This window comes from Photobacterium sp. S4TG1, from assembly GCF_036040035.1.
GTDB lineage: Bacteria > Pseudomonadota > Gammaproteobacteria > Enterobacterales > Vibrionaceae > Photobacterium.
Window position 1 is genome coordinate 1 of record NZ_JAYXUH010000026.1, and the last position, 24,979, is coordinate 24,979.

The window sequence follows — 24,979 nt, forward strand, 5'->3', positions numbered from 1 at the left end:
TACTGACTATCGGTAACCGCTTGCGCCGTTGTCCGTGTCAGTGAGGTCGTATTATAGGGAGATTCTTGTTGCTGACAACCTTATTTTTATCTTTCTCTTTCGTTCGCTCAATCATTAACCCATAATGTTATTTTGTGACAAATAAAACAGCTTTCATTATAAATAGTGCTTATTTTTGACTAATTCCAATACTAAAAAAACGCCTTAGCACATGCATGCTAAGGCGTTTATTAACAATAATTGATTATTTTAAGCCATCATTTTTTTATTACGCTTGTTTAGCAACAATCTTATCGTCTACTACTGACAGTACGATTGGTTTACCCGGCATAAATTTACCTGATAACAAATCTTGTGCTAATGGATTTTCAATATATTGCTGTATTGCACGTTTTAATGGACGTGCGCCAAATACAGGATCAAAACCAGCATCAGAAATTAACTCTAGCGCACTCTCTTCAACCTCTAACTGGAAATCTTTCTCTGCTAAACGTTTTTCCAAGCGCGCAATTTGAATAGATGCAATATGTTTAATGTTTTCTTTACCCAATGGGTGGAACACAACTGTTTCATCAACTCGGTTAATGAATTCAGGACGGAAATGTTGACCCACCACTTCCATCACTAATGCTTTGATACCCTCGTAGTCCAAACTACCAAAATGTTCTTGAATACGATCAGAACCCAAGTTTGAAGTCATAATGATCACCGTATTGCGGAAATCAACCGTACGACCTTGGCCATCAGTTAAACGTCCATCATCCAATACCTGTAATAGAATATTAAATACATCTGGATGCGCTTTTTCGACTTCATCAAGCAAAATAACGGAATATGGACGACGGCGAACCGCTTCAGTTAAGTAACCACCTTCTTCATAACCGACATAACCAGGAGGCGCACCCACTAAACGTGCCACTGAGTGTTTTTCCATAAACTCAGACATGTCGATACGTACCATCGCATCCTCACTATCAAACATAAAGTTCGCTAGTGATTTACATAGCTCAGTTTTACCAACACCCGTTGGACCTAAGAATAAAAATGAGCCGATTGGACGTTGTGGATCAGACAAACCGGCACGACTACGACGAATCGCATTAGCTACAGCTTCAACGGCTTCTTCTTGACCAATAACACGATTATGTAACTCATCTTCCATGCGTAATAACTTATCACGCTCACCTTCTAGCATTTTGGCAACTGGAATACCTGTCGCTTTAGAAAGTACATCGGCAATTTCAACATCGGTTACTTTATTTTTAAGTAACGTCATATCTTGCATTTCTGCTTGCGCCGCTAAATCTAGTTGCTTTTCAAGCTCAGGAATACGGCCGTATTGTAATTCTGACATGCGATTTAAATCGCCCGCACGACGTGCAATTTCAACATCAGTACGTGCTTGTTCAAGCTCTGTTTTTATGTGTTGCGTACCTGACAATGAAGCCTTTTCTGCATTCCAAACCTCTTCAAGTTCAGAATATTCACGTTCTTTAATATCTAATTCTTCAAGTAAATTACTTAACCGTTTTTGGCTAGCGTCATCATTTTCTTTTTCTAATGCTTGTTGCTCTATCTTTAATTGAATAATACGGCGCTCTAAACGATCCATTGATTCTGGTTTAGAGTCAATCTGCATACGAATACTTGAAGCAGCTTCGTCGATAAGATCAATCGCCTTATCGGGCAATTGACGATCTGAAATATAACGATGTGATAATGTCGCCGCTGCAACAATCGCCGGATCGGTGATCTCTACATGATGGTGAAGCTCATAACGCTCTTTTAAACCACGTAAAATAGCAATGGTATCTTCAACGCTTGGCTCATCCACCAGCACTTTTTGAAAACGACGTTCTAATGCCGCATCTTTTTCTAAATACTGGCGATATTCATTTAACGTTGTTGCGCCGACACAATGAAGCTCACCACGGGCAAGAGCAGGTTTTAGCATGTTACCGGCATCCATTGAGCCTTCGCCTTTACCAGCGCCAACCATAGTATGGATTTCATCAATAAAGAGGATCACGCGACCATCTTCTTGAGACAGCTCGTTCAGTACTGCTTTTAAACGCTCTTCAAATTCACCGCGGAATTTAGCCCCAGCAATCAATGACCCCATATCTAATGATAATACACGCTTATCACGTAAACCTTCTGGCACTTCGCCATTAACAATACGCTGTGCTAAACCTTCAACAATCGCTGTTTTACCCACACCAGGTTCACCAATAATCACTGGGTTGTTTTTAGTACGGCGCTGCAATACTTGAATGGTACGGCGAATTTCATCATCACGGCCAATCACGGGATCTAACCGACCTTGTTCAGCACGCTCAGTTAAATCAATAGTGTATTTACTTAATGCTTGACGGTTTTCTTCTGCATTTGGGTCATCAACTTTCTGACCACCACGAATTTGATCAATCGCTTTACCTATCTGATCGGCTTTTAAGCCCAATTCTCGTAATAAATCCCCCAATGGACCTTTATCATTATCAACCGCAGCAAGAATAAATAATTCAGATGAAATAAACTTGTCATTACGTTTTTGTGCGAGTTTGTCACACATGTTTAATAACGCGCCCATACTATTTGATAGCTGTACTTCACCACCAATACCAGTCACTTTTGGAATACGCTCTAGTATCTCACCCAAACGCGAACGAAGCTGAGTAGAATCTACATTCAAAAGGGTAAGTAAAGGACGTACAGTACTGCCTTCTTGGTTTAATAACGCCACCATAAGATGAGCAGGTTCAATGTATTGATGATCTCGCCCTAGAGCTAATGACTGAGCATCAGATATGGCAGCTTGGAACTTACTAGTAAATCGGTCAAGACGCATAGGTCCCCCAATAATAAATTTAATAACCTGTTACTAGTTATATGGTAATTAATGGGTGTTTTTCAAGGCTCTTAAATCGCAAAATAATGCTGCAAAAAAAAGCGGGTATATTGTTCGCCAATATGCCCGCTTATTATTTGTCATTAATGCTGAAACATTAACGCAACCAAATCAATGATGCTTGACGCCCAGTGACCGCTTGACGACGATAAGAATAAAATAACTCGTCATTATTAAACGTACAGTACTCGCCACCATAAATAGCGCTGATACCATGCCGTTGTAAGCATTGTTGTGCTAATAAATACAGATTAGCTAGCCACTTATCACCATGAGCAATAAAAGCATCAGCAGCATTAGCGTCAACATCAATAAACTGCTCACGTACTTCACTGCCAACTTCAAACGCTGTCGGGCCGATTGCAGGTCCCATCCACGCCATAATATCAGCGCTAGGACAGGAAAATTTAGCAATGGCGTTATCAATCACTCCAGCAGCCAATCCCCGCCACCCAGCATGAACAGCAGCCACTTCAGTTCCTTGCTTATTACACAACAGAACAGGCAAACAGTCAGCCGTCATGATGGCACAGGCTAAGCCAGGCTCACGGGTAAAACTACCATCAGCGTCGATAACGTCAGTTAACGGCGCAGTAAGATCAATCACAATTGGACTGTGAATTTGATTTAGCCACGCCGGTTCAGCAATTAACCAACAATGCTGTTTCAATAATTGACGATTTGTCAGTACAGAACTTACATCATCCCCAACGTGCAATCCCAAATTGAGTGCATTGTAGGGTGCAGAACTGACACCGCCCAAACGGGTTGTACTCACCGTTAACACATTCTCTGGAGCTGGCCAGTTAGGAATAATGGTTCGCATTAATACATATCTTCGTTATTTTCAGCGTTGTCTTTACGTAAAATATCAATCATTGCAACCATGTCGTTTGGTAATGGAGCATGCCATTCCATTAACTCACCCGTCATTGGGTGTGATAGACGCAACATACGTGCGTGCAATGCTTGACGATCAAATGAACGTAATGCATGAATAAATTCATCAGATGCGTTACGTGGCGGACGCGGACGGCCACCGTAAATCACATCACCAATTAACGGATGACTCATGTAAGACATGTGCACACGAATTTGGTGAGTACGGCCCGTTTCTAGACGTAATACAATACGAGTATGTTCACGGAAACGCTCAGCAACACGGTAATGGGTAATTGCATCTTTACCTAGCTCGTGTACTGCCATACAAATACGTTTAGTTGCATGACGACCGATAGGTTTCTCAATCGTGCCCCCCCCAGTCATTTGGCCAATTGCAATCGCTTCATATTCACGGGTGATCTTACGCTTTTGCAGCGCACGCACTAAACGTGTTTGTGATTGAATCGTCTTTGCCACGACCATCAAACCCGTCGTGTCTTTATCCAAACGGTGCACAATACCCACACGTGGCACTTCAGCCAATGCTGGGTAATGATATAACAGCGCATTTAGCACTGTGCCATCGGGTGTACCCGCACCTGGGTGAACCACAAAATCACGTGGTTTATTGATCACTAAAATGTCGTCATCTTCATAAACAACATCAAGTGGAAGGTCTTGCGCAATCCAACGCATTTCATCTTCGATTTCGGCTTGAATAAATAATTCTTCACCACCCATCATTTTTGAACGTGGTTTGTTGTCAATTTTACCGTTTACTGAAACCATGTCCTTTAGAATCCACTCTTTGATACGAGAGCGGGAATAATCGGGATATAATTCAGCAATAACCTGATCAAGGCGCTTGCCTAGTTGGCTTTCGCTAACTGTATTTGTTAATTCTATTTGCTGTGCCATAACGAACTTTTTTAAAAAGCGTGAGACTAATTGCCATACGCTGCGTAAAATGTACCAAGCTTAATAAAACGATGCTTGATGTAAACTAATATAATGTCATTGTATCTGTTAACGGCTCAGTCCGTAATGGATCGAGCAAAATAAAATTTTTATCAAGGAAACTGACGCCGTAATGAAACGCCTGACAATATCAACTTTTCTTGCTGTAGCCTTGCTTTCAGGCTGTTCCAGTACTGAGAAAGTCATTCCTGATGTTCCACCATCAGACTTATATTCTACTGCCCAGCAAGCTTTGCAGAGCGGTAATTGGAATAATGCTATCGAGCGCCTAGAGGCAATGGACTCTCGTTATCCATTTGGTGCTTACTCAGATCAAGTACAATTAGATTTAATCTATGCCTACTACAAAAATGATGACTTGCCATTATCTCAAGCCACAATTGCGCGTTTTTTACGCTTAAATCCAACCCATCCACAAGCAGATTGGGTTTATTATATGCGTGGTCTAACGCACATGGCGCAAGATCGTAGCTTTATGCATGACATGTTCAATATTGATCGTTTTGATCGTGATCCAACCCCTTCACGCCAAGCATTTCGCGATTTTAAATACTTATTAGAACGCTTCCCTGATAGTCAGTATGACGCAGATGCGAAAGCTCGCATGGTTTTTTTAAAAAACCAACTTGCTGAATATGATCTAGCTGTTGCTGATTTTTATGTGCGCCGTGAAGCATGGATTGCAGCGATCAACCGTTGCCAACAAGTACAACGCTTATACCCAGACACCAGTGCTGCACGTAAGTCACTATTACTTGAAAAAACAGCGTATGAGAAATTAAAACTGGATAAAGAAGTCTCTCGCACAGAAGCGATGATTAAACTTAACCCAGTAAAATAAAGACCATCGCAACGCAGCAATAAAAAATGGCAGCTCAATGAGCTGCCATTTTTATGAATATGTTAATAATAAATATTTACTTCACTCAATAACGTCCGAATCTCAATCTAAATACGGCGAACAAAAAACACACAACAAATTGAAATTAAACGTATTTATTCCCTAGTTAGCATTAGCCACCAGCAATAAATCTATCTCCATACTGCCTTAGTTTATCAATAAAGCTCAAGTGTTTTTTAGATACTTTTTTGCAACAAACCTACTTTGGTCACATTTTTTTCGCTAAAAAATCACTAACGACAACAGTGTGACACAGATCACGTTATTAGTTAGTAATTTTAGTAATCTGAAGTTAACCCAACGAAGGGTAGCAAACGAGGAAGATAAATATGACATTAGAAATCACTGGCAAAAACATCGATATCACCCCGGCTATCCGTGAGCGTTTTGAATTTAAATTCGATAAGTTAGAAAAACTTCAAGTACCGCTAATTAAAAAACATATCATGATTAGCAAAGAGCCAAGCAAGCTATTTAAAATTGAGGCCTCTGTTAGCATTGCTGGAGGACAATTAGTCGCTTCTGCAGAGCATGAAGACTTGTTTGGTGCGATTACAGATCTTTACCAAAAACTTGATCGCCAATTGAAGAAACAAGCTCACAAACCAAATGCACGTCGTGCAAGTCATAGCGAAAAACCAGCAGAAGCTGAAGATACAACTGAATATGATGACGAAGTAGAATTTGATGAAGCATAATCGTTAATGATTAAGAGGATTTAAAACAGCCCTGCAAATGCAGGGCTGTTTGCTTTGAGCTTGACAAAAAAAGCTACCCTGCCTAATGTGGATTGCAATGATAAAACGATAATATGCTGCTTTCAGGTTTAAGAAAGCCGATCATAATAGGGATCGCTATGACCGATAACACACACTCTTCATTGGATGATATTCGCAGTAATGTCACTCGTATTGACAATGCATTATTAGCACTTTTAGCTGAACGTCGCACATTAAGCCTTGAGGTCGCTAAAAGTAAAATTGATACTGCTAAACCCGTCCGTGATCAAGCACGTGAGCAAGCATTACTATTACGCTTAATCGACACGGGAAAAGAACATCAGCTTGATCCGCTATACGTTACTCAAATTTTCCACACCATCATTGAAGACTCGGTTCTCTATCAACAAGCTTACTTACAACGTTTACTTAATCCAGAGAATGCATCACCAACGGCACGAGTCTCTTTTTTAGGTGCCAAAGGATCATATTCACACCTTGCAAGCCGCAATTATTTTAGCCGCAAACAAACCCAATTAGTGGAAATTAGCTGTTCATCTTTTCGAGATATCGTCAATGAAGTTGAAACAGGCCATGCTGATTATGGTGTTCTACCAATAGAAAACACCAGCTCAGGCTCAATCAATGAAGTGTATGACTTATTGCAGCACACCAGTTTATCGATTGTCGGGGAAATAACCCAACCCATAGAACACTGCTTATTGACTGCCGTTGATACACAACTCGAACAGATTGATACCCTATATTCCCATCCACAACCTCACCAGCAATGCAGTGAGTTCCTCCATGGCATGGGAAAAATTAACCAACAATATTGTTCAAGTACAGCAGATGCAATGCTCACCGTCGCAGAGCTTAAACAACCTAATGTCGCTGCTATTGGTAATGCATCAAGTGGTGAGATCTATGGCTTAACTCCGATTAAAACCAATATTGCTAACCAACAAGAAAATTTTACCCGTTTTATTGTTGTTGCCCGTAAGCCCGTTAGCGTCAATTCATTAATTCCAGCTAAAACGACATTAATTATGTCAACCGCACAAGCTGCGGGCTCATTAGTTGAATGTTTAGTGGTGCTTCGTAATGCCAAAATAAATATGACTAAACTGGAATCTCGCCCAGTCATTGGTAATCCATGGGAAGAAATGTTCTATGTTGATGTCGAGATCAATTTAAAAGATCCACTAATGCAACAAGTCTTAGAAGATCTCACCCGTTTAACCCGCTTTATTAAAGTCTTAGGCTGTTATCCTAGCGAAAATGTTACGCCTACTGAAGTTGAATTTGGCGAATAATCTTCTCAAAACATGTTCATATAACCGTAATTAAAAAAGCCCATTTTCAGATTGAAAGTGGGCTTTTTCGTGTTCATATTTCAGCGTTAATACTATTTATATCGAGTTGAATCATTCGCCTGTCTAAGTAGTCCCTGGCTCTCGACTAAAAAATGTTGGGCATAGTCACCAAACCAATGCTCAACCTGTCCAAACGCTTGTTTAAACGCCGCTTTATCTTGACGCTCTAACATTGCAATCGCTTCACCAAAACGCTGATGAAAACGTTTGATCATCGCTAAGTTTTGAGGTGCTGACATAATAATATCCGCATATAACTGCGCGTCTTGAGCAAACAAACGCCCAACCATCGCTAACTCTAAACGATAAATTGGTGAGCTTAGCGACATTAGCTGTTCGATTTTAGGATCTTCTTCAGCCAAATGAACCCCATAAACGAACGACGTAAAATGGCGTAAAGCTTGAATCAACGTCATACCCTGATCATGTTCAATCGCACTGATGCGGTTTAATGATGCCCCCCAAATTTGAAACTGTTCCAATAACCATTGGTAGCTTTCAGGATTACGACCATCACAATAAACGATCACCTGTTTAGCCAAACTTGGAATATCAGGACCAAACATCGGATGTAATCCCACGACAGGGCCTTGATGGATCGCTAACATAGCTTGCAGTGGGCCACTTTTAACCGACGTAAGATCTGTAAAAATGCAGTCATCAGGCAGATTACCTAATTTGGTGATAATCGCTTCTGTCATATGAATTGGAACAGAAACAACCACCATTCCCGCATCATGTAATATCTCATCAGCTCGATCCCAGTCTTGGCTGCCAAGTAAACGTACTTGGTAACCAGACAAGGTAAATAGACGTTGGAATAATTGCCCCAACTGGCCATAACCACCAATAATTACAATTGGACGTAATTGCGGATTTAAACATTTAAACCCTGAATCATTTTCACTGGAGTACGATTCTCGCATCGTGCGCCGTAACACATCTTCAATCAAATCAGCAGGCACACCTTTTGACTCTGCTTCTTGACGGCGAGATGCCAACATTGCCGCTTCACGATCAGGGGCATAAATAGGCAATCCATGTTGGCTCTTAACAACACCAACTTGTTCGACTAACGCTAAACGGCGCGCTAATAGCTCCACCATCTGACGATCAACATCATCTATTTGATCTCTTAATATGCTTAATTCAGCAACCATGACTTTTGACATCCGTATTTATCCAACTGCAACTATAATGCAAAGGATTATTTAATTCTATTTTGTAGAAACGGCACTAACTCTTGATGGGCTTTTCGTAATAATTGTTCTGTTGTTTCCCAACTAATACACGCATCAGTAATTGAAACCCCATAAGCCATATCTTGTAATGGTAAATCTGCACTTTGATTCCCTTCATTAAGATGGCTCTCAATCATTAAACCAATAATTGAACGGTTTCCTTCTCGAATCTGATGAATTGCATCCGTCGCCACTAAAGGCTGACGCTGATAATCTTTAAGGGAATTAGCATGACTACAGTCGATCATCAACGAAGGAGTAAGGCCTGATGCTAACATTTCAGTTTCACATTCAGCCACAGATACAGAATCATAATTGGTTTGTTTACCGCCACGTAAAATAACATGACCATCAGGATTACCTTGTGTTGCAAGTAGAGCAACTTGTCCATTAGGATTAATCCCCATGAACTTATGTCCAGATGCTGCCGCTTGCATCGCATTAATAGCCGTCGCTAAGCTACCATCAGTACCATTTTTGAATCCGACTGGCATCGATAATCCACTCGCCATCTCACGGTGTGTTTGTGACTCCGTGGTGCGAGCACCAATAGCAGACCAGCTAAACAAGTCACCTAAATATTGGGGGCTGATCGGATCAAGGGCTTCAGTCGCAACAGGAATGCCCTCTTCAACTAAATCAATCAGTAATTGACGCCCAATATGTAGCCCTTCTTCAATTTCAAACGAACCGTCAAGATAAGGATCGTTAATTAATCCTTTCCAACCCACTGTCGTACGAGGTTTTTCAAAGTACACCCGCATCACAATATAAAGCTGGTCATCTAATTCAGCTGCCAAGCGTTTTAACTTTTGGGCATATGCTTTCGCTTGTTCAATATCATGAATCGAGCACGGCCCACATACCACCAATAAGCGCTGATCGCGATGATGAATAATATCGGCAATCGTTTGACGTGACTGCTCAATAAATGCCAGCGCCGTACTTGATACTGCCATCTTGCGTTTCAATTGCGCAGGCGTAATTAACACGGATTCTTCAGCAATATGAATGTTGTTTAAGCCATCTTTTTCCATCAGTGATCTCTGCCAGTTATAAATAGTCTGTCACCAACATAACAACTGCATCATCACCTTTGCAACAACTTGTAAACATAAAACTCCATTTGTAAACATTTATTTACAAATGGCATTCTAATTGATTTCACGGTTCTTTATCATGACTGGTATTTCAGACGCTATTGAATTAAAAACGCGGCTTTATTTATCATTATGCATTCCTTTTAGAAAAGCACATGGACAGCTATACCACATTAAAAACGTGCTTATATTAACAAATATCGAGAGAAGTCATTGTTGAATATTAATGCATATCACATTCATAACATTATATTAAGAAGCAAAAAATTGAAACTATTACACTGGTTAGCAGCAGGAATAATACGATCCCTTTTAGTTAAGTCACACATTCGATAACGAGGATATATATGGCGTGGTTTTTACTCTGTGTTGCAGCCTTAATTGGCGGCTATTTTATTTACGGTAGCTTTATTGAAAAAGTCTTTGGTGTAAATGTTAATCGTCAAACCCCCGCTTACACTAAGCAAGATGGGGTCGATTATGTTCCAATGTCGAACAATAAAGTCTACTTAGTGCAGCTATTAAACATTGCAGGTGTTGGTCCTATCTTTGGTCCTATCATGGGCGCATTATATGGTCCCGCAGCAATGTTATGGATTGTACTTGGCTGTATTTTTGCAGGCGCCGTCCACGATTATTTTTCAGGCATGCTTTCAGTTCGTAATGGTGGTGCATCAGTCCCAACATTAACAGGACGCTACTTGGGTAACGGTGCAAAACATTTTATGAATATCTTTGCTATCGTACTGTTACTGCTAGTTGGGGTTGTATTTGTTTCAGCGCCTGCAGGAATGATCACTAATTTAATTAACGATCAAACTAACTTAAATGTCTCAATGACCACCATGGTCGTGATTATTTTTGGTTACTATATTTTGGCAACAATTGTACCGGTAGATAAAATCATTGGTCGTTTTTATCCTTTCTTTGGTGCATTACTTATTTTCATGTCTGTTGGATTAATTACCGCAATCGGCATTTCAGATGAACATCAATTATTAGGTGGCTTTGAAATCAGCCATATGTTTACCAACATGAACCCTAATGACTTACCTTTATGGCCAGCGCTGTTTATCACCATTGCTTGTGGTGCAATTTCAGGTTTTCATGCCACCCAATCTCCACTAATGGCTCGTTGTATTGAAAACGAACAAAACGGCCGCTTCATCTTTTATGGTGCGATGATTGGTGAAGGTATTATCGCGCTAATTTGGTGTGCACTAGCGCTATCATTCTTTGGTTCAATTGAAGCACTCTCTGACGCTGTCGCTAACGGTGGTCCCGGTAATGTAGTCTATAGTTCATCATTTGGCTTATTAGGTGTCTTTGGTGGCATCATTGCCTTTCTTGGAGTGGTTATTTTACCGATTACTTCTGGCGATACTGCATTTCGTTCTAGTCGTTTAATTTTGGCTGAATATTTTAATATGGATCAAAAGCCGCTGCGCAATCGCTTATTAATGGCTATGCCACTGTTTGTATTAGGCGCCATTTTAACCCAAGTCGATTTTGCCATTATTTGGCGTTACTTTGGCTTTGCAAACCAAACCACAGCAGTGATGATGCTTTGGACTGCATCGGCTTATCTATTACGACTTGATAAACTGCATTGGGTAGCAACCATTCCTGCCATGTTCATGACTACGGTATGCATCTGTTTTATTCTCAATAATGATCAACTTGGCTTTGGCTTACCAATGACTGTATCTACCATTATCGCCATGGTAGCGACGATCGGTATTACATTGATGATCATTAAAAAATCACAAGGTAAAGGCGTAATTAATTGTGATGAAGAGCAGTCAACAACGCCCCCTTTATCGTCAAAGAGCTAATATCTCGGTAACTAGCAGATAGCTATATAAATAAACCAGTGCTTAGCGCTGGTTTTTCTTTGCTCAAATTTAAAGCAAAAAAAAGCCCACCAAATAGGTGGGCTTTTCGATAAACGTCAGACGCTTATTATTTCTTAGTAAGCTTCTCGCGGATACGTGCTGATTTACCAGAACGCTCACGTAGGTAGTACAACTTGGCACGACGTACTGCACCACGACGTTTAACAGTAATGCTGTCAACTACTGGAGAGTGAGTTTGGAACGCACGCTCAACGCCTTCACCGTTCGACATTTTACGAACAGTAAATGCTGAATGTAGACCACGGTTACGGATTGCGATTACAACGCCTTCAAAAGCCTGTAGACGCTCACGGTCACCTTCTTTTACCTTAACTTGTACAACAACAGTGTCACCTGGTGCGAAAGTCGGTAGGTCTGTTTTTAGTTGCTCTTGCTCAAGAGCTTTAATGATGTTACTCATTTGGTATATACCCTAGAATAAACTGATACTAAATTAATTAAATGCTTGCTTTATATTCGCGGATAAATTCCGCGAGCAAGAATTCCTGATCGTCAGTCAGAGCTAGGTTTTCCAGGAGCTCTGGTCTTCTCAGCCATGTACGGCCCAGCGATTGCTTTAATCGCCAGCGACTAATCTCTTTATGATTGCCAGACATTAATACCGAAGGTACTTCATGCCCGTCCAACAATTCAGGTCTTGTGTAATGAGGACAATCTAACAAGCCATTTGCAAAAGAATCTTCTTCTGCTGACGCAAAATCACCCAGTACACCCGGTACAAACCGAACCACTGCATCAATTAGCGTCATAGCTGGCAATTCGCCACCCGTTAACACAAAATCACCGATAGACCATTCTTCGTCTACCTCTTGCTGGATAATGCGCTCATCAACCCCTTCATAGCGACCACAGATAAGAATTAAATTCTCTGTCTGCGCTAACTCCTCAACACCAGCTTGATCCAGCTTACGGCCTTGAGGGGAAAGGTAGATTACTTTAGCCTGACCTTTTGCAGATTTTTTGGCAGTGTGAATGGCATCGCGCAAAGGCTGTACCATCATTAACATACCTGGTCCACCACCATACGGTCGATCATCCACCGTACGATGTTTGTCGTGCGTAAAATCACGAGGATTCCACGTATCAACACTCAAAAGGCCTTTTTTTACCGCCTGGCCTGTTACCCCATAATTGGTAATGGTAGAGAACATTTCAGGAAAAAGACTGATTACTCCAACCCACATATGCTCACTCGCTTAATTACCGGAGGTTAAAACTCAGGATCCCAGTCAACTTCGATCCGCTGAGCAGTGCGATCAATCAACTTGATGACCTGCTCATCGAGGAACGGGATTAAACGTTCCTTCTGTCCGAAAGCATCCTTAAGATTTGCCTTAACAACTAACACGTCGTTTGAACCTGTTTCCAGGATATCAGTGACTTTACCTAGGTCGTAACCTTCAGTAGTGACAACTGACATACCAAACAACTCACGCCAGTAGAATTCTTCATCTGACAATGCGGGTAGTTGATCAGCCAAAACTGCTACTTCAACATTAGTGAAAACTTGTGCATCCTCGCGGATATCCATGCCTTCTAGTTTAGCAACAAGACCTTGACCGTGGCGTTTCCATGATTCAACATGGATTTCCGTCCACTCGCCTTTGATTTTAATCATCCAAGGGGTGTAGGAAAAAATACTTTCAGATTGTTCGGTGTAGGAAAAAACTTTGAGCCAACCCTTGATACCGTAGGTGGCACCCAGTTTACCGACAATAATGTGGTCTTGGTTTTTAATACTCATCGTTTTTCTCTTGTACCTAAGTACTAATTAAGCTACAGCTTTAGCTGCATCTTTGATTAGTTTAGCTACACGATCAGTCGCAGATGCGCCTTGACCTAACCAGTGGTTTACGCGATCTAGATCTAAACGTAAACGCTCTTCTTGACCCTTAGCTAGTGGGTTGAAGAAACCGATTTGCTCGATGTTTGCGCCGTCACGTGGAGCACGTGCGTCAGCAACAACGATTTGATAGAATGGACGCTTCTTAGCGCCGTGACGTGCCAAACGAATGGTTACCATATCGTCCTCTTTGCATTACTGTAAATTAAATGACCCCGCTATAAAAACGAGGTCCGTGCCAAAATAAAGCCTCGGAATTTTACCCTTTGGGGCGACGAATGCAACTGCTTTAGTTACTTTTTCACCGTTTAAGTAGAATAAAAGCTTTAAAACCATTAAAAATCAGACTATTAACGACCTGGGAACATACCGCCACCAGGCATCATGCCTTTCATTTGACGCATCATATTCTTCATTCCACCCTTTTGCATCTTTTTCATCATCTTTTGCATCTGGGTAAATTGCTTCAATAAACGGTTCACATCTTGTACTTGAGTACCAGAACCTGCAGCAATACGCTTTTTACGTGAGCCTTTAATTAACTCAGGTCGAGCACGTTCGCCTTTCGTCATTGAATTGATGATAGCTTCCATTTGCATGAAGATTTTATCGTCAACTTTATCTTTCATATCACCGGGTAATTGCGACATACCTGGAAGTTTATCCAGCATGCCCATCATGCCACCCATGTTTTTCATTTGCTGAAGCTGGCTACGGAAATCTTCAAGATCAAACCCTTTTTTGTCTTTAAATTTCTTAGCTAATTTTTCTGCTTCTTTTTTATCAACGTTACGTTCTAGATCTTCGATCAACGATAAAACGTCACCCATACCTAAAATACGGGAAGCAACACGGTCGGGGTGGAATGGTTCTAGAGCGTCTGTTTTTTCACCAACGCCTAAGAATTTAATTGGTTTACCTGTAATATGACGAACAGATAATGCCGCACCACCACGTGCATCACCATCAACTTTGGTTAAAATAACACCCGTTAGTGGCAATGCATCATTAAATGCTTTCGCTGTATTTGCCGCATCTTGACCTGTCATGGCATCAACCACAAACAAGGTTTCAACCGGGTTTAGCGCTTGATGGATGTCTTTGATCTCACCCATCATTTCTTCATCAACGTGCAAACGACCTGCGGTATCGACAATCACCACATCATAGAACTTAGTTTTACCGTGCTCTAATGCCGCTTTTACAATCGTTAATGGTTTTTGCTCAACGTTTGACGGGAAAAAATCCACACCAACATCGGTTGCTAATGTTTCAAGCTGTTTAATTGCCGCTGGACGATAAACGTCGGCAGAAACAACCAAGACTTTCTTTTTATCACGCTCTTTTAAAAGCTTACCTAATTTACCTACACTGGTCGTTTTACCCGCACCTTGTAGACCAGCCATTAAAATTACAGCCGGTGGTTGGCAACTTAAATCAAGCGCTTCATTACCTTCACCCATTACAGATTCTAGTTCAGATTGAACAATCTTAATGAACTCTTGGCCAGGGGTTAAGCTCTTTGATACTTCAGTACCAACGGCACGCTCTTTTACACGCTTAACGAATTCGCGAACAACAGGTAGCGCAACGTCGGCTTCGAGTAATGCCATCCGCACTTCACGCAAGGTATCCTTTATATTGTCATCCGTAAGACGACCACGGCCGCTGACATTTTTAAGCGTTCGCGATAAACGCTCGGTTAAATTTTCGAACATGTGGTGCTACTCGCTCGTTACGCAACTCAATCAAAATTGCAAAATTATCAAAATTACTGCAAGTATACCGCAAAAAAGCTCGGTCTTTCATGTAAACCCACAGCTCTTTTTGGGATTACATTGGCGACGAAGGTTTGAGCAGGGTATAATTGCTGCCTCTAAATATTAAAAATAGCTATTCGTTACTAAGGAGCTATCTGGTTGACTATGGACATGCTAATTGCCATCCCTGCAGTATGCTTTTATATTATTGCGCTGCTGCTTGTTGTCCCAGGACTTGCCAACAATAATGGTATTAAAACTCAACCGGTTTTTATTACCGCCGTTATTGCTATTGCCTTACATCTGCTATTACTTAAGGATCTTATTCTTGGCACAACAGGTCAAAACCTCAGTATCCTTAACGTTGCATCACTGATTAGCGTTATTGTTGCCAGCTTAACTACGCTTGCAATGTTAAAAATGCGGATCTGGTTCTTACTACCGGTTGTGTACAGCTTTGCTGCAATTAACTTGTTTGCCGCAACTATGTTACCTGGTGCCTTTATTACCCATTTAGAAGCCCAACCGCAAGCTTTAGTGCATATTTCTATAGCATTGTTCTCATATTCAACGCTAATGATCGCAACTTTATATGCGCTACAACTGGCTTGGCTTGATCATAAGTTAAAGCATAAAAAGAGCTTACAGATTAATCCTAACATCCCACCATTAATGATGGTAGAGCGCCAACTTTTCAAGATCATTATCGTCGGTTATAGTTTATTAACCGTCACACTAATTAGTGGCTACTTCTTTATTGGCGACATTATTGCCCAAGGTAAAACCCATAAAGCCATTTTATCTTTATTGGCTTGGATAATTTACAGCATACTGTTGTGGGGACATTACCGCCAAGGTTGGCGCGGCCGTAAAGTGGTTTGGTTTAGCCTCGCCGGTGCTTTTTTACTGACATTAGCCTATTTTGGAAGCCGTTTTGTCAAAGAAATTATCATTGGTGGCTAGTTACGCTACAGACACCTAAATTATTGCTACACTTATTTTTATAATAGCTGCTGTTTTATCTATTATTGTTCAGTTATTCAATAACTAACAATATTTGCTTAATCTGTTAAGGACTGCCCCTTTTGGACCAAATTTCCACAGGCTTATTATTTGCTTTACTTGCTCTTATGATCATCATTTCAGCTTACTTTTCAAGTTCTGAAACGGGAATGATGACCCTCAACCGTTATAAATTACGTCACCTTGCAAGCCAAGGACATAAAGGGGCTCAGCGAGTAGAAAAACTCCTTTCACGCACCGATCGTTTACTGGGCTTAATTCTGATCGGTAATAACCTAGTAAATATTATCGCATCAGCCATTGCGACCATTATTGGTATGCGACTTTATGGCGATGCCGGCGTAGCAATTGCAACGGCAGTATTGACCATTGTTATTTTAGTATTTGCGGAAGTAACCCCCAAAACAGTTGCCGCCTTGCATCCAGAAAAAATTTCTTACGCTAGTAGTGTCTTACTTAATATTTTAATGAAATTGCTCTATCCGTTAGTGTGGTTTGTTAATGGTATAACGAATGGCTTCTTGTTTATTCTAGGTATTAAAAAAGATAACGATACCGCATCAAATATTAACTCTGAAGAACTGCGTACTATCGTTAATGAAGCAGGTTCACTGATTCCTCGCCGTCATCAAGATATGTTGATATCCATTCTTGATTTAGAAAATGTCACTGTTGAAGATTTAATGATTCCGCGCAATGAAATCGCAGCGATTAATGTTAATGACGACTGGAAATCCATTGTACGTCAGTTAAGCCATTCGGCACATGGTCGTATTGTCTTATATCGCGATAGTATTGATGAAGTGGTTGGTATGCTACGTGTCCGTGAAGCCTACCGTTTAATGATGGATAAGAATGATTTCAGTAAAGAAAACCTGCTTCGCGCTGCCGATGAAGTGTATTTCATTCCAGAGGGTACACCGTTGAATATTCAACTATTAAAATTTCAACGCAATAAAGAACGCATTGGTTTAATTGTTGATGAATACGGCGATATTCAAGGTTTAATCACTGTTGAAGATATTCTAGAAGAGATCGTTGGTGAGTTTACCACTTCAATTGCGCCTACACTGGCAGAAGAGATCACCTTACAAAAAGATGGTAGTTTATTAATTGAAGGTAGTGCCAATATTCGCGATCTTAATAAGAGTTTAAATTGGCAACTTCCCACAGATGGCCCACGAACGTTAAATGGTTTTATTCTTGAACATTTAGAATATATTCCAGAAGAAAAGGTCAAAGTAGATATTGATGGGCACAAAATGGAAATCATTGATGTTTCAGGCAATATGATAAAGTTAGTTAAAGTATTCCCGATGAATAATAATCCTGAAACAAAATCTGACATAGATTCAGAACAAGCGCCAAATAGCCTTTAAGCGCCCTAGCCTTACATAAATAGACACTTAAAATAAAAGCCGCAGCGTGATTTGAAACTGCGGCTTTTTAGTATTTAACATTTGCCGTTATTTAACGTGTAACTGCTGTAATATCGCTTCAGGCAGTGCAAGAGTGTCGTTCTTATTAACATCAATACCCGCTTTGATAATTGCTTCAGCAATCGCTTTGGCTTCAGTCAACGAGTGCATACTGTAAGTGCCACATTGATATTCATTTAGCTCGGGGATCTGTTCTTGAGTTGCAACAGCAAGCACATCTTTCATTGCGGCTAACCAAGCTTGAGCAACAGTTTGCTCAGTTGGAGTACCGATTAAACTCATGTAAAAACCAGTACGGCAACCCATTGGTGAAATATCAATAATTTCTACTGTCGCAGAATTTAAATGCTGACGCATAAACCCTGCGTACAAATGCTCTAAGGTATGAATACCACGCTCACTAAGAATCTCGGCATTTGGACGACAAAAACGTAAATCAAACACCGTAATCGTGTCGCCTTTGGGCGTTTGCATGGTCTTTGCTATCCTTACAGCTGGCGCATGCATTTTGGTGTGATCGACAGTAAAGCTATCAAGTAATGGCATTGCTTACTTCTCCTTGTCTTAAAAAATAAATCCTAGCACCTAATTATTACAGTGCATATTTCAATTAACCTACCACCAACTTTTATTGTTATCGAGCTCTTTACGGCATTGTTTTAGTTGCCAACCATAGTTTTTCGATTGCTGTTCGACCTTACGAGCCACTTTCATTAACCACGGTTTATTACGGTAAGTTCCACGCTTATAACCACCACGTCCATCGTGATAAGCTAAATATTGTCCATACGCATTCCATTTAGAAATACCTAATTGACGTTGTGTTTCATGGGTATACCAACCAATAAATTGTATTGCGTCATCAAAACTACTGCGTGAGCCACCATGCCCGGTGTGTTTTTGAAAATCAGCCCATGCAGGATCTTGTGCTTGCGCATACCCATACGCACTGCTCACCCGCCCCCATGGAATAAATCCAAGCACATAGTCTTTAGGTGGTAATGCATCATGACGATAGCTACTTTCTTGCTTCATAATTGCCATCGCAACATTGATAGGTGTCCCCCATTTTTGCTGCATATCGACGGCATCTTCATACCAATCAGGGTATTGGCGAAAGATACTGCACAGATTAGATTGGTTACTTGGCGGTGGTGTCGCACAACCACTCACAATAAAAACCACCACTGTCAGCAATAATAATCGTACACGTAAGCGCATTTTTTACCTTATATATTGTTAATCACTCATTTTGATCAAAAAAAAGCTGACACTTAGAAGGTGTCAGCTTGATATGATGTCTTATTTGGTTAACATCGGTATTTCTACATCAACATCCGCAAAATAATCTGCTAAGAACTCATCAAACGAAAGTGTGTCACTTTGTTCAATCTGATGTTGTTTAATCACCGATGCCGCCACTTCTTGCTCAAACGTCGTTTGGTCATAAAAACGGAATGCTTGTTGTGCTAATTGCTTCGCATGCGCCGTTGCATAATAATCACCAAGAGCACCAATCCCTTGATAAGTTTTGATCTGATCAAGTAGCTTCGCAGAAAATGTTAACTGTGGATCTTCAATCCAAGTTAATAAGCGTTGGTGAGTTTGCTGGTATTTATCATTACCGTATAAACCATCTAGTGTAATCGCAACTTGCTCTAATTCAGCGAAAACACGACGCCCCCAGGCTTTAAGCAAAAGCTCTTCGCCATCACAACCAATTTTAAGTAATAATTCTGGGTTACGGCCATCAACAACCACTTTATTCCAATTCTCACGCCAACATGCTAATTCACAATCAGTCATATCAGGCGATGGCGTTAGTGTTGCCCAGATTAAAAATAGGTCGAGAAAACGCACCTGATCTTCATCAATACCAATCGGGCTAAAGGGGTTAACATCAAGCGAACGCACTTCTATGTATTCTACTCCGGCACGCTTTAATGCTTCAGATGGTTTTTCACCACTTTTAGCTACACGTTTAGGACGAATAGGCGCATATAACTCATTTTCTATCTGTAATACATTACTGTTGAGTTGCTGACGCTTACCATCAACCATCACCCCTAGTTCAGAAAACTCTTCTGACGGGGTGTGAATGGCGCTGTTAAGCCCGGTTAAATATTGATCAACACTATTGAATCCAATTTTCAATGAGCTTTGAGCGTGATTGGTATAGCCTAAATCACTTAACCGTAATGCAGTTGCATTCTCTAAAAAGTATGTTCCTTTACCTACTTTTTCAAATGACGCTTTAAGTTCTTCATTTTGAATAAATGAGCCACATAACGCAGGCGAAGAACCAAATAAATACGGAATTAGCCATCCAAAACGGTAATAGTTTCGAATTAGACCAAAGTATGCATCAGACACTGCGTCTTGGCGCTGTACCTCAGTTTGATCACCAAATAAACTATCCCAAAAAGTATCAGGGAAAGAAAAATTAAAATGCACCCCTGAGATAATTTGCATCACACTTCCGTAACGGCGCTTTAAGCCTTCACGATAAAGGGTTTTCATTTGACCCGTATTTGAACTGCCGTACTGTGCTAATTCAATCTCATTCTGATCGCCAACAAAGCATGGCATAGACATCGGCCATAAGCGCTCGCCAGCCATATGGCTTAATGAAAACTTATGAATATCGTCTAATTGTGCAAGTAGATCGTCGACATCACGAGAAACTGGCGTAATGAATTCTAATAAAGATTCAGCAAAATCAGTGGTGATCCACTTATTCGTTAATGCCGAACCTAAAGCCGTCGGATGGGGCAATGAAGATACCTGTAAGTCTTCAGTTATACGCAAAGACTCGCGCTCAAGACCGCGCCCTAACTGTGTTAATGCTTCAGGATTTTTGGCAACCTGTTGCAACCTTTCGGAAAAAGTCATGAAGGCTATTCTCGTTTTTATCCAATTGAAGAAAACAGGGTAATCATTATTTAACTGGATTACCATGCTTTATAGTATTAATCATTGTGAAACATATACATTACACAATAGCAGCCTTTAACTTAATAAAGGCTGTTACTAGTAATCTATCTTACTGGCTAAGCGCCAATTGATGGATAGGCAAACCTAATGTTTTTAATTGTGGTAATAATGTTTTTGCATCCCCAACGATAACTATTTGATAATCTTTAGGGTTAAACCATTTCTGAGCTAATTTATCCATTTCAGCTTTCGTAATTGTTGCGACAATTTGATTCCGTTGAGCCACAAAATCTTTGGGTAGATCATAATTAAGTATGGTACCTAATAATGCTGCTTTTTTTGCTGGTGTTTCATAGCTTAAGGCATCTTGTTGACCAACAGCTAACCGCATAAATTTTACTTCTTTATCCGTTAACCCAGTCAAACTCATGCGCTTTAATTCTGCGATAAATTCTTTGATCGCAGGCAAGGTTGCATTTGCACGTACTTGTGCATAAAAACTTGCCATACCAATTTCACGTCCACCAGTTAAATAACCGCCAGCACCATAGGTATAGCCTTTATCTTCACGTAAGTTCAAATTTAAACGACTATTAAAATTACCCGCTAAATTAAAATTAGCTAACTGAGTCTTAAACAATTCACCCGTGGCATCATAAGCTAAACCTTGGCGTACAAATCGAATCACTGTTTGTGGTGCATGGGGTTTATTTACTAACCACACCGCCTGTTGTGATAACTGTGGCAATATTGGCGTAGAAAAGACAGGTTCAGGCTGCCCTTTCCATGCAGCTAAAGGTGTGAGATCTGTCTTCAGATTTGTCGAGTTAATATCACCAACAACGACCACATCGGCACCATTAGGAGTGTAATAACGCTGATAAAAATTCTTAACATCTTGTAGCGTTATATTATTAATCGATGCTTGAGTGCCTTCTGCTGGCCGACTAAATACCGTGCCTTTAAACAACACATCACGCGTGGCTTGGTTAGCTAACCACTCCGCACTTTGATGTTCATAGACAATGCCTTCAAGCATCTGTTTTTTTAAACGCTTAAAATCAGACGTTGTAAAATTAGGCGTCAATAACCGTTGTTCAAACAAAGCTAAGGTTTGAGGCAGATTCTTCGTCAACGTAGTTACTGAAATAGTAGACCCGTAAAGTCCAGCATTAACCGTTATACTACTCCCTAGAGCATCTAATTGTGATGCCATCTCTTCTGCGGTTAATTTTGCAGTGCCTTCATTCATCATCGCTGCGGTCAATTGCGCCAATCCGGCTTTGCCCTCAGGCTCAACGCGACGCCCTGCAGGTACTCCTAGCTGTAAAGTAATAGTTGGCGTTTCTTTATATTCAGTTCCAATAACATTAATGCCATTAGCCAATTTAAATTCATATAAACTCGGCATCACAGCTTTAACTGGGGTCGACGCTTGTGGCATTACACTACGATCAAAATTATCAGTCACCGTTCGATAAGCTAAATCTTGTTCTTTTATCTTGTGGTGTTGTAATAAATGACGAGGTGCTGGAGCAAAGTTAGGTTTCGCAGCCTGTAGCTGTAATTGCCCCTTAGGTACCACGCTTAAACTCACGCTTGGCTGCTGGTATAGATATTTATTATAAACAGCCATCACACTATCCGTTGTGACGCGGTTTGCGTTCGCCAGCTCTGTCGATAAATAATTAGGGTTACCAAAAAAGGTTTGATAAGCCGCTAATTGTGACACTTTGCCCGCGACACTTTGCAAGCCATAAATTGCACTTGCTGCGACTGAACCTTTAATTTCGTTCAGTTGTTGTGGGTTAATTCCCTGTATTTCAATGCCATTTACAACAGCCATTACTTTCGTGCGCAATTGCTTTAAATTGCCTTGATTACCACTTGGAGCCATAGCGTAAACATACATAGTACACGCAAGCTCGGCACAATCTTGAAAAGCACCAGCATCAACAGCATCACCGGTTTTAACTAACTTTTGATACAGTAAGCTATTAGTTCCGCTGCCAATAATTTGTCCAAGCATATCCAATGACGACTGATCTTTCGCGCCAAGATACGCCGTTGGCCAACCCATCATAAGCATTGGTTGTTGAATATTATCTTCAAGGGTAATAAAGCGATCATGTGCTAGTTTTGCCGGTTGTTTCGGCGCATTTTTAACTTCAGGTCCACGTGGAATCGAGCCAAAATATTGGTTAACCCATGCTAAAGTTTGAGCTTTATTAATATCACCACCAATGGTCAAAGTCGCATTGTTAGGCCCGTACCAACGTAGAAAAAATGCTTTAAGATCATTAACATCGACACGATCAAGATCTTCCACATAACCAATGGTTTGCCATGAATACGGATGACTACGAGGATATAGCGCTTCTGCCATTTTTTCATAAATCATGCCATAAGGGCGATTTTCAAAATTCTGAGCCCGTTCGTTTTTAACCGTTGAACGCTGAATTTCAAATTTACGCTGTGACACCGCATCCAATAAAAAACCCATACGATCAGACTCTAACCACAACATTTTTTGAAGCTGATTTGCCGGTACCGTTTCATAATAATTGGTACGATCACGGTTAGTACTGCCATTAAGTGTGCCGCCAGCTTCGGTTATTAAACGAAAGTGCTGCTGATCACCAACATGTTTTGAGCCTTGAAACATCATGTGTTCAAAGAAATGGGCAAAACCCGACTTCCCTTGCTGTTCACGTGCAGAGCCGACATGATAAGTAACATCGACATTCACCAGAGGATCTGAATCATCAGGCGACAAAATAACTGTAAGTCCATTTGCCAATTGATATTTACTGTAAGGAATGACAGCTTTACCCGGAACCGCTTTCACTTGCTCAATAAATTTAACGCCTTGTGGTAAATTATTATTTAATGAAGTATCTTCACTCCATTGACTACAGCCAGCTAGTGACAGTAATGCCGCACTTAAAACCCACTTTTGCACGTTAATATCTTCCTTACACAGATAATTCGGGAAATAACCCTAGCACAATCACAGCTAAGGCAACATAGCGAATCATTTTTCCAATAAAAATAGCCGTCGCACACCACCAAAAACGCATTCGTAACCATCCGGCAGCTAAGCATAATGGATCACCAATCAATGGCATCCAACTCAGTAATAAGCTCCAATAGCCGTATTTTTTTAACCATAATAATGCGTTATTACCTTGTTTGTTGTCGGTAGTTTTATTTGGTAGCAACAATCCTAACCAATAATTAGTTAACCCTCCTAGGGTATTACCGATAGTCACTACTGCCACAATTTGCCACACAGGGTTGTCTCCCATTTTTAATGCGGCAATAAGGTTAGCCTCAGAGCCACCTGGGAGTAGGGTCGCACTTAAAAAACCAGTGGCAAAGAGTACCCACAACCCAAGATCGCCGTTCATTAACTCTGTCATCAAGCTGTTATCTCATTAATTAGCAATGCTATTCCACCACAATTCAACCTACCTAGATCCCATAATACAACGCTTTATCTTTGATAATACCAAGTCGATTAATAGGTTGTTATTTAAACTTTTATTTCGTATTGATAATAATGATAGTGAAAGACTTATATCTGTATTAACCCCAAAATTATCAAGAAAGGTATTTAAAAAGAAAAGGTAATAGAAAGATCAAAATGGAGGTATAAAAAAAGCCCAGCCTAAGCTGAGCTTTTAAATGATGGTGCGCGCGGGAGGATTCGAACCTCCGACCGCCTGGTTCGTAGCCAAGTACTCTATCCAGCTGAGCTACGCGCGCACTAATTCTGTTACAACAACAAACATTGAGGCCTGCTGCTTTTAAATGATGGTGCGCGCGGGAGGATTCGAACCTCCGACCGCCTGGTTCGTAGCCAAGTACTCTATCCAGCTGAGCTACGCGCGCACTAATTCTGTTACAACAACAAACATTGAGGTCTATTGCTTTTAAATGATGGTGCGCGCGGGAGG

Annotated in this window: 21 protein-coding genes and 2 tRNA genes; 6 read left to right on the plus strand and 17 right to left on the minus strand. The window is 40.7% G+C overall.

Annotation, left to right across the window (positions count from 1 at the left end; translation table 11 throughout):
- Positions 1-268: 268 nt before the first annotated feature.
- The 3 genes from clpB to rluD form a co-directional block, all read right to left on the minus strand.
- Complete coding sequence (gene clpB, locus VXS03_RS19330; protein WP_327765456.1) at positions 269-2,848, minus strand: ATP-dependent chaperone ClpB; 2,580 nt, start codon at positions 2,846-2,848, stop codon at positions 269-271.
- A gap of 157 nt (positions 2,849-3,005) precedes the next feature.
- Positions 3,006-3,734 carry a peptidoglycan editing factor PgeF gene (pgeF, locus tag VXS03_RS19335; RefSeq protein WP_327765457.1) on the minus strand — a complete coding sequence of 243 codons (729 nt, stop codon included), beginning with the start codon at positions 3,732-3,734 and terminating at the stop codon, positions 3,006-3,008.
- A complete protein-coding gene (rluD, locus tag VXS03_RS19340) occupies positions 3,734-4,708 on the minus strand; it encodes a 23S rRNA pseudouridine(1911/1915/1917) synthase RluD (protein ID WP_080175347.1) in 975 nt (324 codons plus the stop codon). Before rluD ends, pgeF begins: the two co-directional genes overlap by 1 nt.
- Before the next feature lie 172 nt (positions 4,709-4,880).
- Here rluD and bamD point away from each other — a divergent pair, with 172 nt between their 5' ends.
- From bamD to pheA, 3 genes are all read left to right on the plus strand, one after another.
- Entirely contained in the window at positions 4,881-5,609 is a 729-nt protein-coding gene (gene bamD, locus VXS03_RS19345; RefSeq protein WP_080158180.1) for an outer membrane protein assembly factor BamD, read from the plus strand.
- Positions 5,610-5,998: 389 nt separating this feature from the next.
- The gene (gene hpf, locus VXS03_RS19350; protein ID WP_080158181.1) at positions 5,999-6,367 is read left to right on the plus strand and encodes a ribosome hibernation-promoting factor, HPF/YfiA family; all 369 of its coding nucleotides are present in this window, start codon (positions 5,999-6,001) and stop codon (positions 6,365-6,367) included.
- 158 nt (positions 6,368-6,525) lie between these two features.
- Entirely contained in the window at positions 6,526-7,704 is a 1,179-nt protein-coding gene (gene pheA / locus VXS03_RS19355) for a prephenate dehydratase (protein ID WP_327765458.1), read from the plus strand.
- A gap of 92 nt (positions 7,705-7,796) precedes the next feature.
- On the opposite strand, the gene tyrA is transcribed toward pheA, so the two are convergent.
- Both tyrA and VXS03_RS19365 read right to left on the minus strand, forming a co-directional pair.
- On the minus strand, positions 7,797-8,924 hold the full coding sequence (tyrA, locus tag VXS03_RS19360) for a bifunctional chorismate mutase/prephenate dehydrogenase (protein WP_327765470.1): 1,128 nt from the start codon (positions 8,922-8,924) through the stop codon (positions 7,797-7,799).
- A gap of 47 nt (positions 8,925-8,971) precedes the next feature.
- Entirely contained in the window at positions 8,972-10,042 is a 1,071-nt protein-coding gene (locus VXS03_RS19365; protein WP_327765459.1) for a 3-deoxy-7-phosphoheptulonate synthase, read from the minus strand.
- Positions 10,043-10,452: 410 nt separating this feature from the next.
- Here VXS03_RS19365 and VXS03_RS19370 point away from each other — a divergent pair, with 410 nt between their 5' ends.
- On the plus strand, positions 10,453-11,940 hold the full coding sequence (locus VXS03_RS19370) for a carbon starvation CstA family protein (protein WP_327765460.1): 1,488 nt from the start codon (positions 10,453-10,455) through the stop codon (positions 11,938-11,940).
- Between the two features lie 127 nt (positions 11,941-12,067).
- On the opposite strand, the gene rplS is transcribed toward VXS03_RS19370, so the two are convergent.
- The 5 genes from rplS to ffh form a co-directional block, all read right to left on the minus strand.
- A complete protein-coding gene (rplS, locus tag VXS03_RS19375; RefSeq protein WP_080158185.1) occupies positions 12,068-12,421 on the minus strand; it encodes a 50S ribosomal protein L19 in 354 nt (117 codons plus the stop codon).
- 37 nt (positions 12,422-12,458) lie between these two features.
- Positions 12,459-13,205: a tRNA (guanosine(37)-N1)-methyltransferase TrmD gene (gene trmD / locus VXS03_RS19380; protein ID WP_327765461.1), complete on the minus strand. Its 747-nt coding sequence runs from the start codon at positions 13,203-13,205 to the stop codon at positions 12,459-12,461.
- Positions 13,206-13,231: 26 nt separating this feature from the next.
- Positions 13,232-13,765 (minus strand): ribosome maturation factor RimM, encoded by a 534-nt coding sequence (gene rimM / locus VXS03_RS19385; RefSeq protein ID WP_080158187.1) that lies wholly within the window; start codon positions 13,763-13,765, stop codon positions 13,232-13,234.
- Between the two features lie 27 nt (positions 13,766-13,792).
- A complete protein-coding gene (gene rpsP / locus VXS03_RS19390; protein ID WP_080158188.1) occupies positions 13,793-14,044 on the minus strand; it encodes a 30S ribosomal protein S16 in 252 nt (83 codons plus the stop codon).
- 170 nt (positions 14,045-14,214) lie between these two features.
- Complete coding sequence (gene ffh / locus VXS03_RS19395) at positions 14,215-15,582, minus strand: signal recognition particle protein (RefSeq protein ID WP_327765462.1); 1,368 nt, start codon at positions 15,580-15,582, stop codon at positions 14,215-14,217.
- Positions 15,583-15,789: 207 nt separating this feature from the next.
- On the opposite strand from ffh, the gene VXS03_RS19400 reads away from it, so the two are divergent.
- Together VXS03_RS19400 and VXS03_RS19405 are read left to right on the plus strand one after the other, a co-directional pair.
- Entirely contained in the window at positions 15,790-16,587 is a 798-nt protein-coding gene (locus tag VXS03_RS19400; RefSeq protein WP_327765463.1) for a cytochrome C assembly family protein, read from the plus strand.
- Between the two features lie 122 nt (positions 16,588-16,709).
- Positions 16,710-18,026 carry an HlyC/CorC family transporter gene (locus VXS03_RS19405; protein ID WP_327765464.1) on the plus strand — a complete coding sequence of 439 codons (1,317 nt, stop codon included), beginning with the start codon at positions 16,710-16,712 and terminating at the stop codon, positions 18,024-18,026.
- Positions 18,027-18,113: 87 nt separating this feature from the next.
- Here the strand turns inward: VXS03_RS19405 and luxS are convergent, their stop codons facing one another.
- The 7 genes from luxS to VXS03_RS19440 form a co-directional block, all read right to left on the minus strand.
- Positions 18,114-18,632, minus strand: coding sequence for an S-ribosylhomocysteine lyase (gene luxS / locus VXS03_RS19410; protein WP_327765465.1), 519 nt, complete (start codon positions 18,630-18,632; stop codon positions 18,114-18,116).
- Between the two features lie 69 nt (positions 18,633-18,701).
- Complete coding sequence (locus VXS03_RS19415) at positions 18,702-19,307, minus strand: transglycosylase SLT domain-containing protein (RefSeq protein ID WP_327765466.1); 606 nt, start codon at positions 19,305-19,307, stop codon at positions 18,702-18,704.
- A gap of 81 nt (positions 19,308-19,388) precedes the next feature.
- Positions 19,389-20,978 (minus strand): glutamate--cysteine ligase, encoded by a 1,590-nt coding sequence (gene gshA / locus VXS03_RS19420; protein WP_327765467.1) that lies wholly within the window; start codon positions 20,976-20,978, stop codon positions 19,389-19,391.
- A gap of 151 nt (positions 20,979-21,129) precedes the next feature.
- Positions 21,130-23,982, minus strand: a complete 2,853-nt coding sequence (locus VXS03_RS19425; RefSeq protein ID WP_327765468.1) for a M16 family metallopeptidase — start codon at positions 23,980-23,982, stop codon at positions 21,130-21,132.
- A 13-nt stretch (positions 23,983-23,995) separates the two neighbouring features.
- Positions 23,996-24,442 (minus strand): YqaA family protein, encoded by a 447-nt coding sequence (locus tag VXS03_RS19430; protein WP_327765469.1) that lies wholly within the window; start codon positions 24,440-24,442, stop codon positions 23,996-23,998.
- Positions 24,443-24,711: 269 nt separating this feature from the next.
- Positions 24,712-24,788: transfer RNA gene (locus tag VXS03_RS19435), tRNA-Arg, on the minus strand.
- 49 nt (positions 24,789-24,837) lie between these two features.
- A tRNA-Arg gene (locus tag VXS03_RS19440) sits at positions 24,838-24,914 on the minus strand.
- Positions 24,915-24,979: the final 65 nt, after the last annotated feature.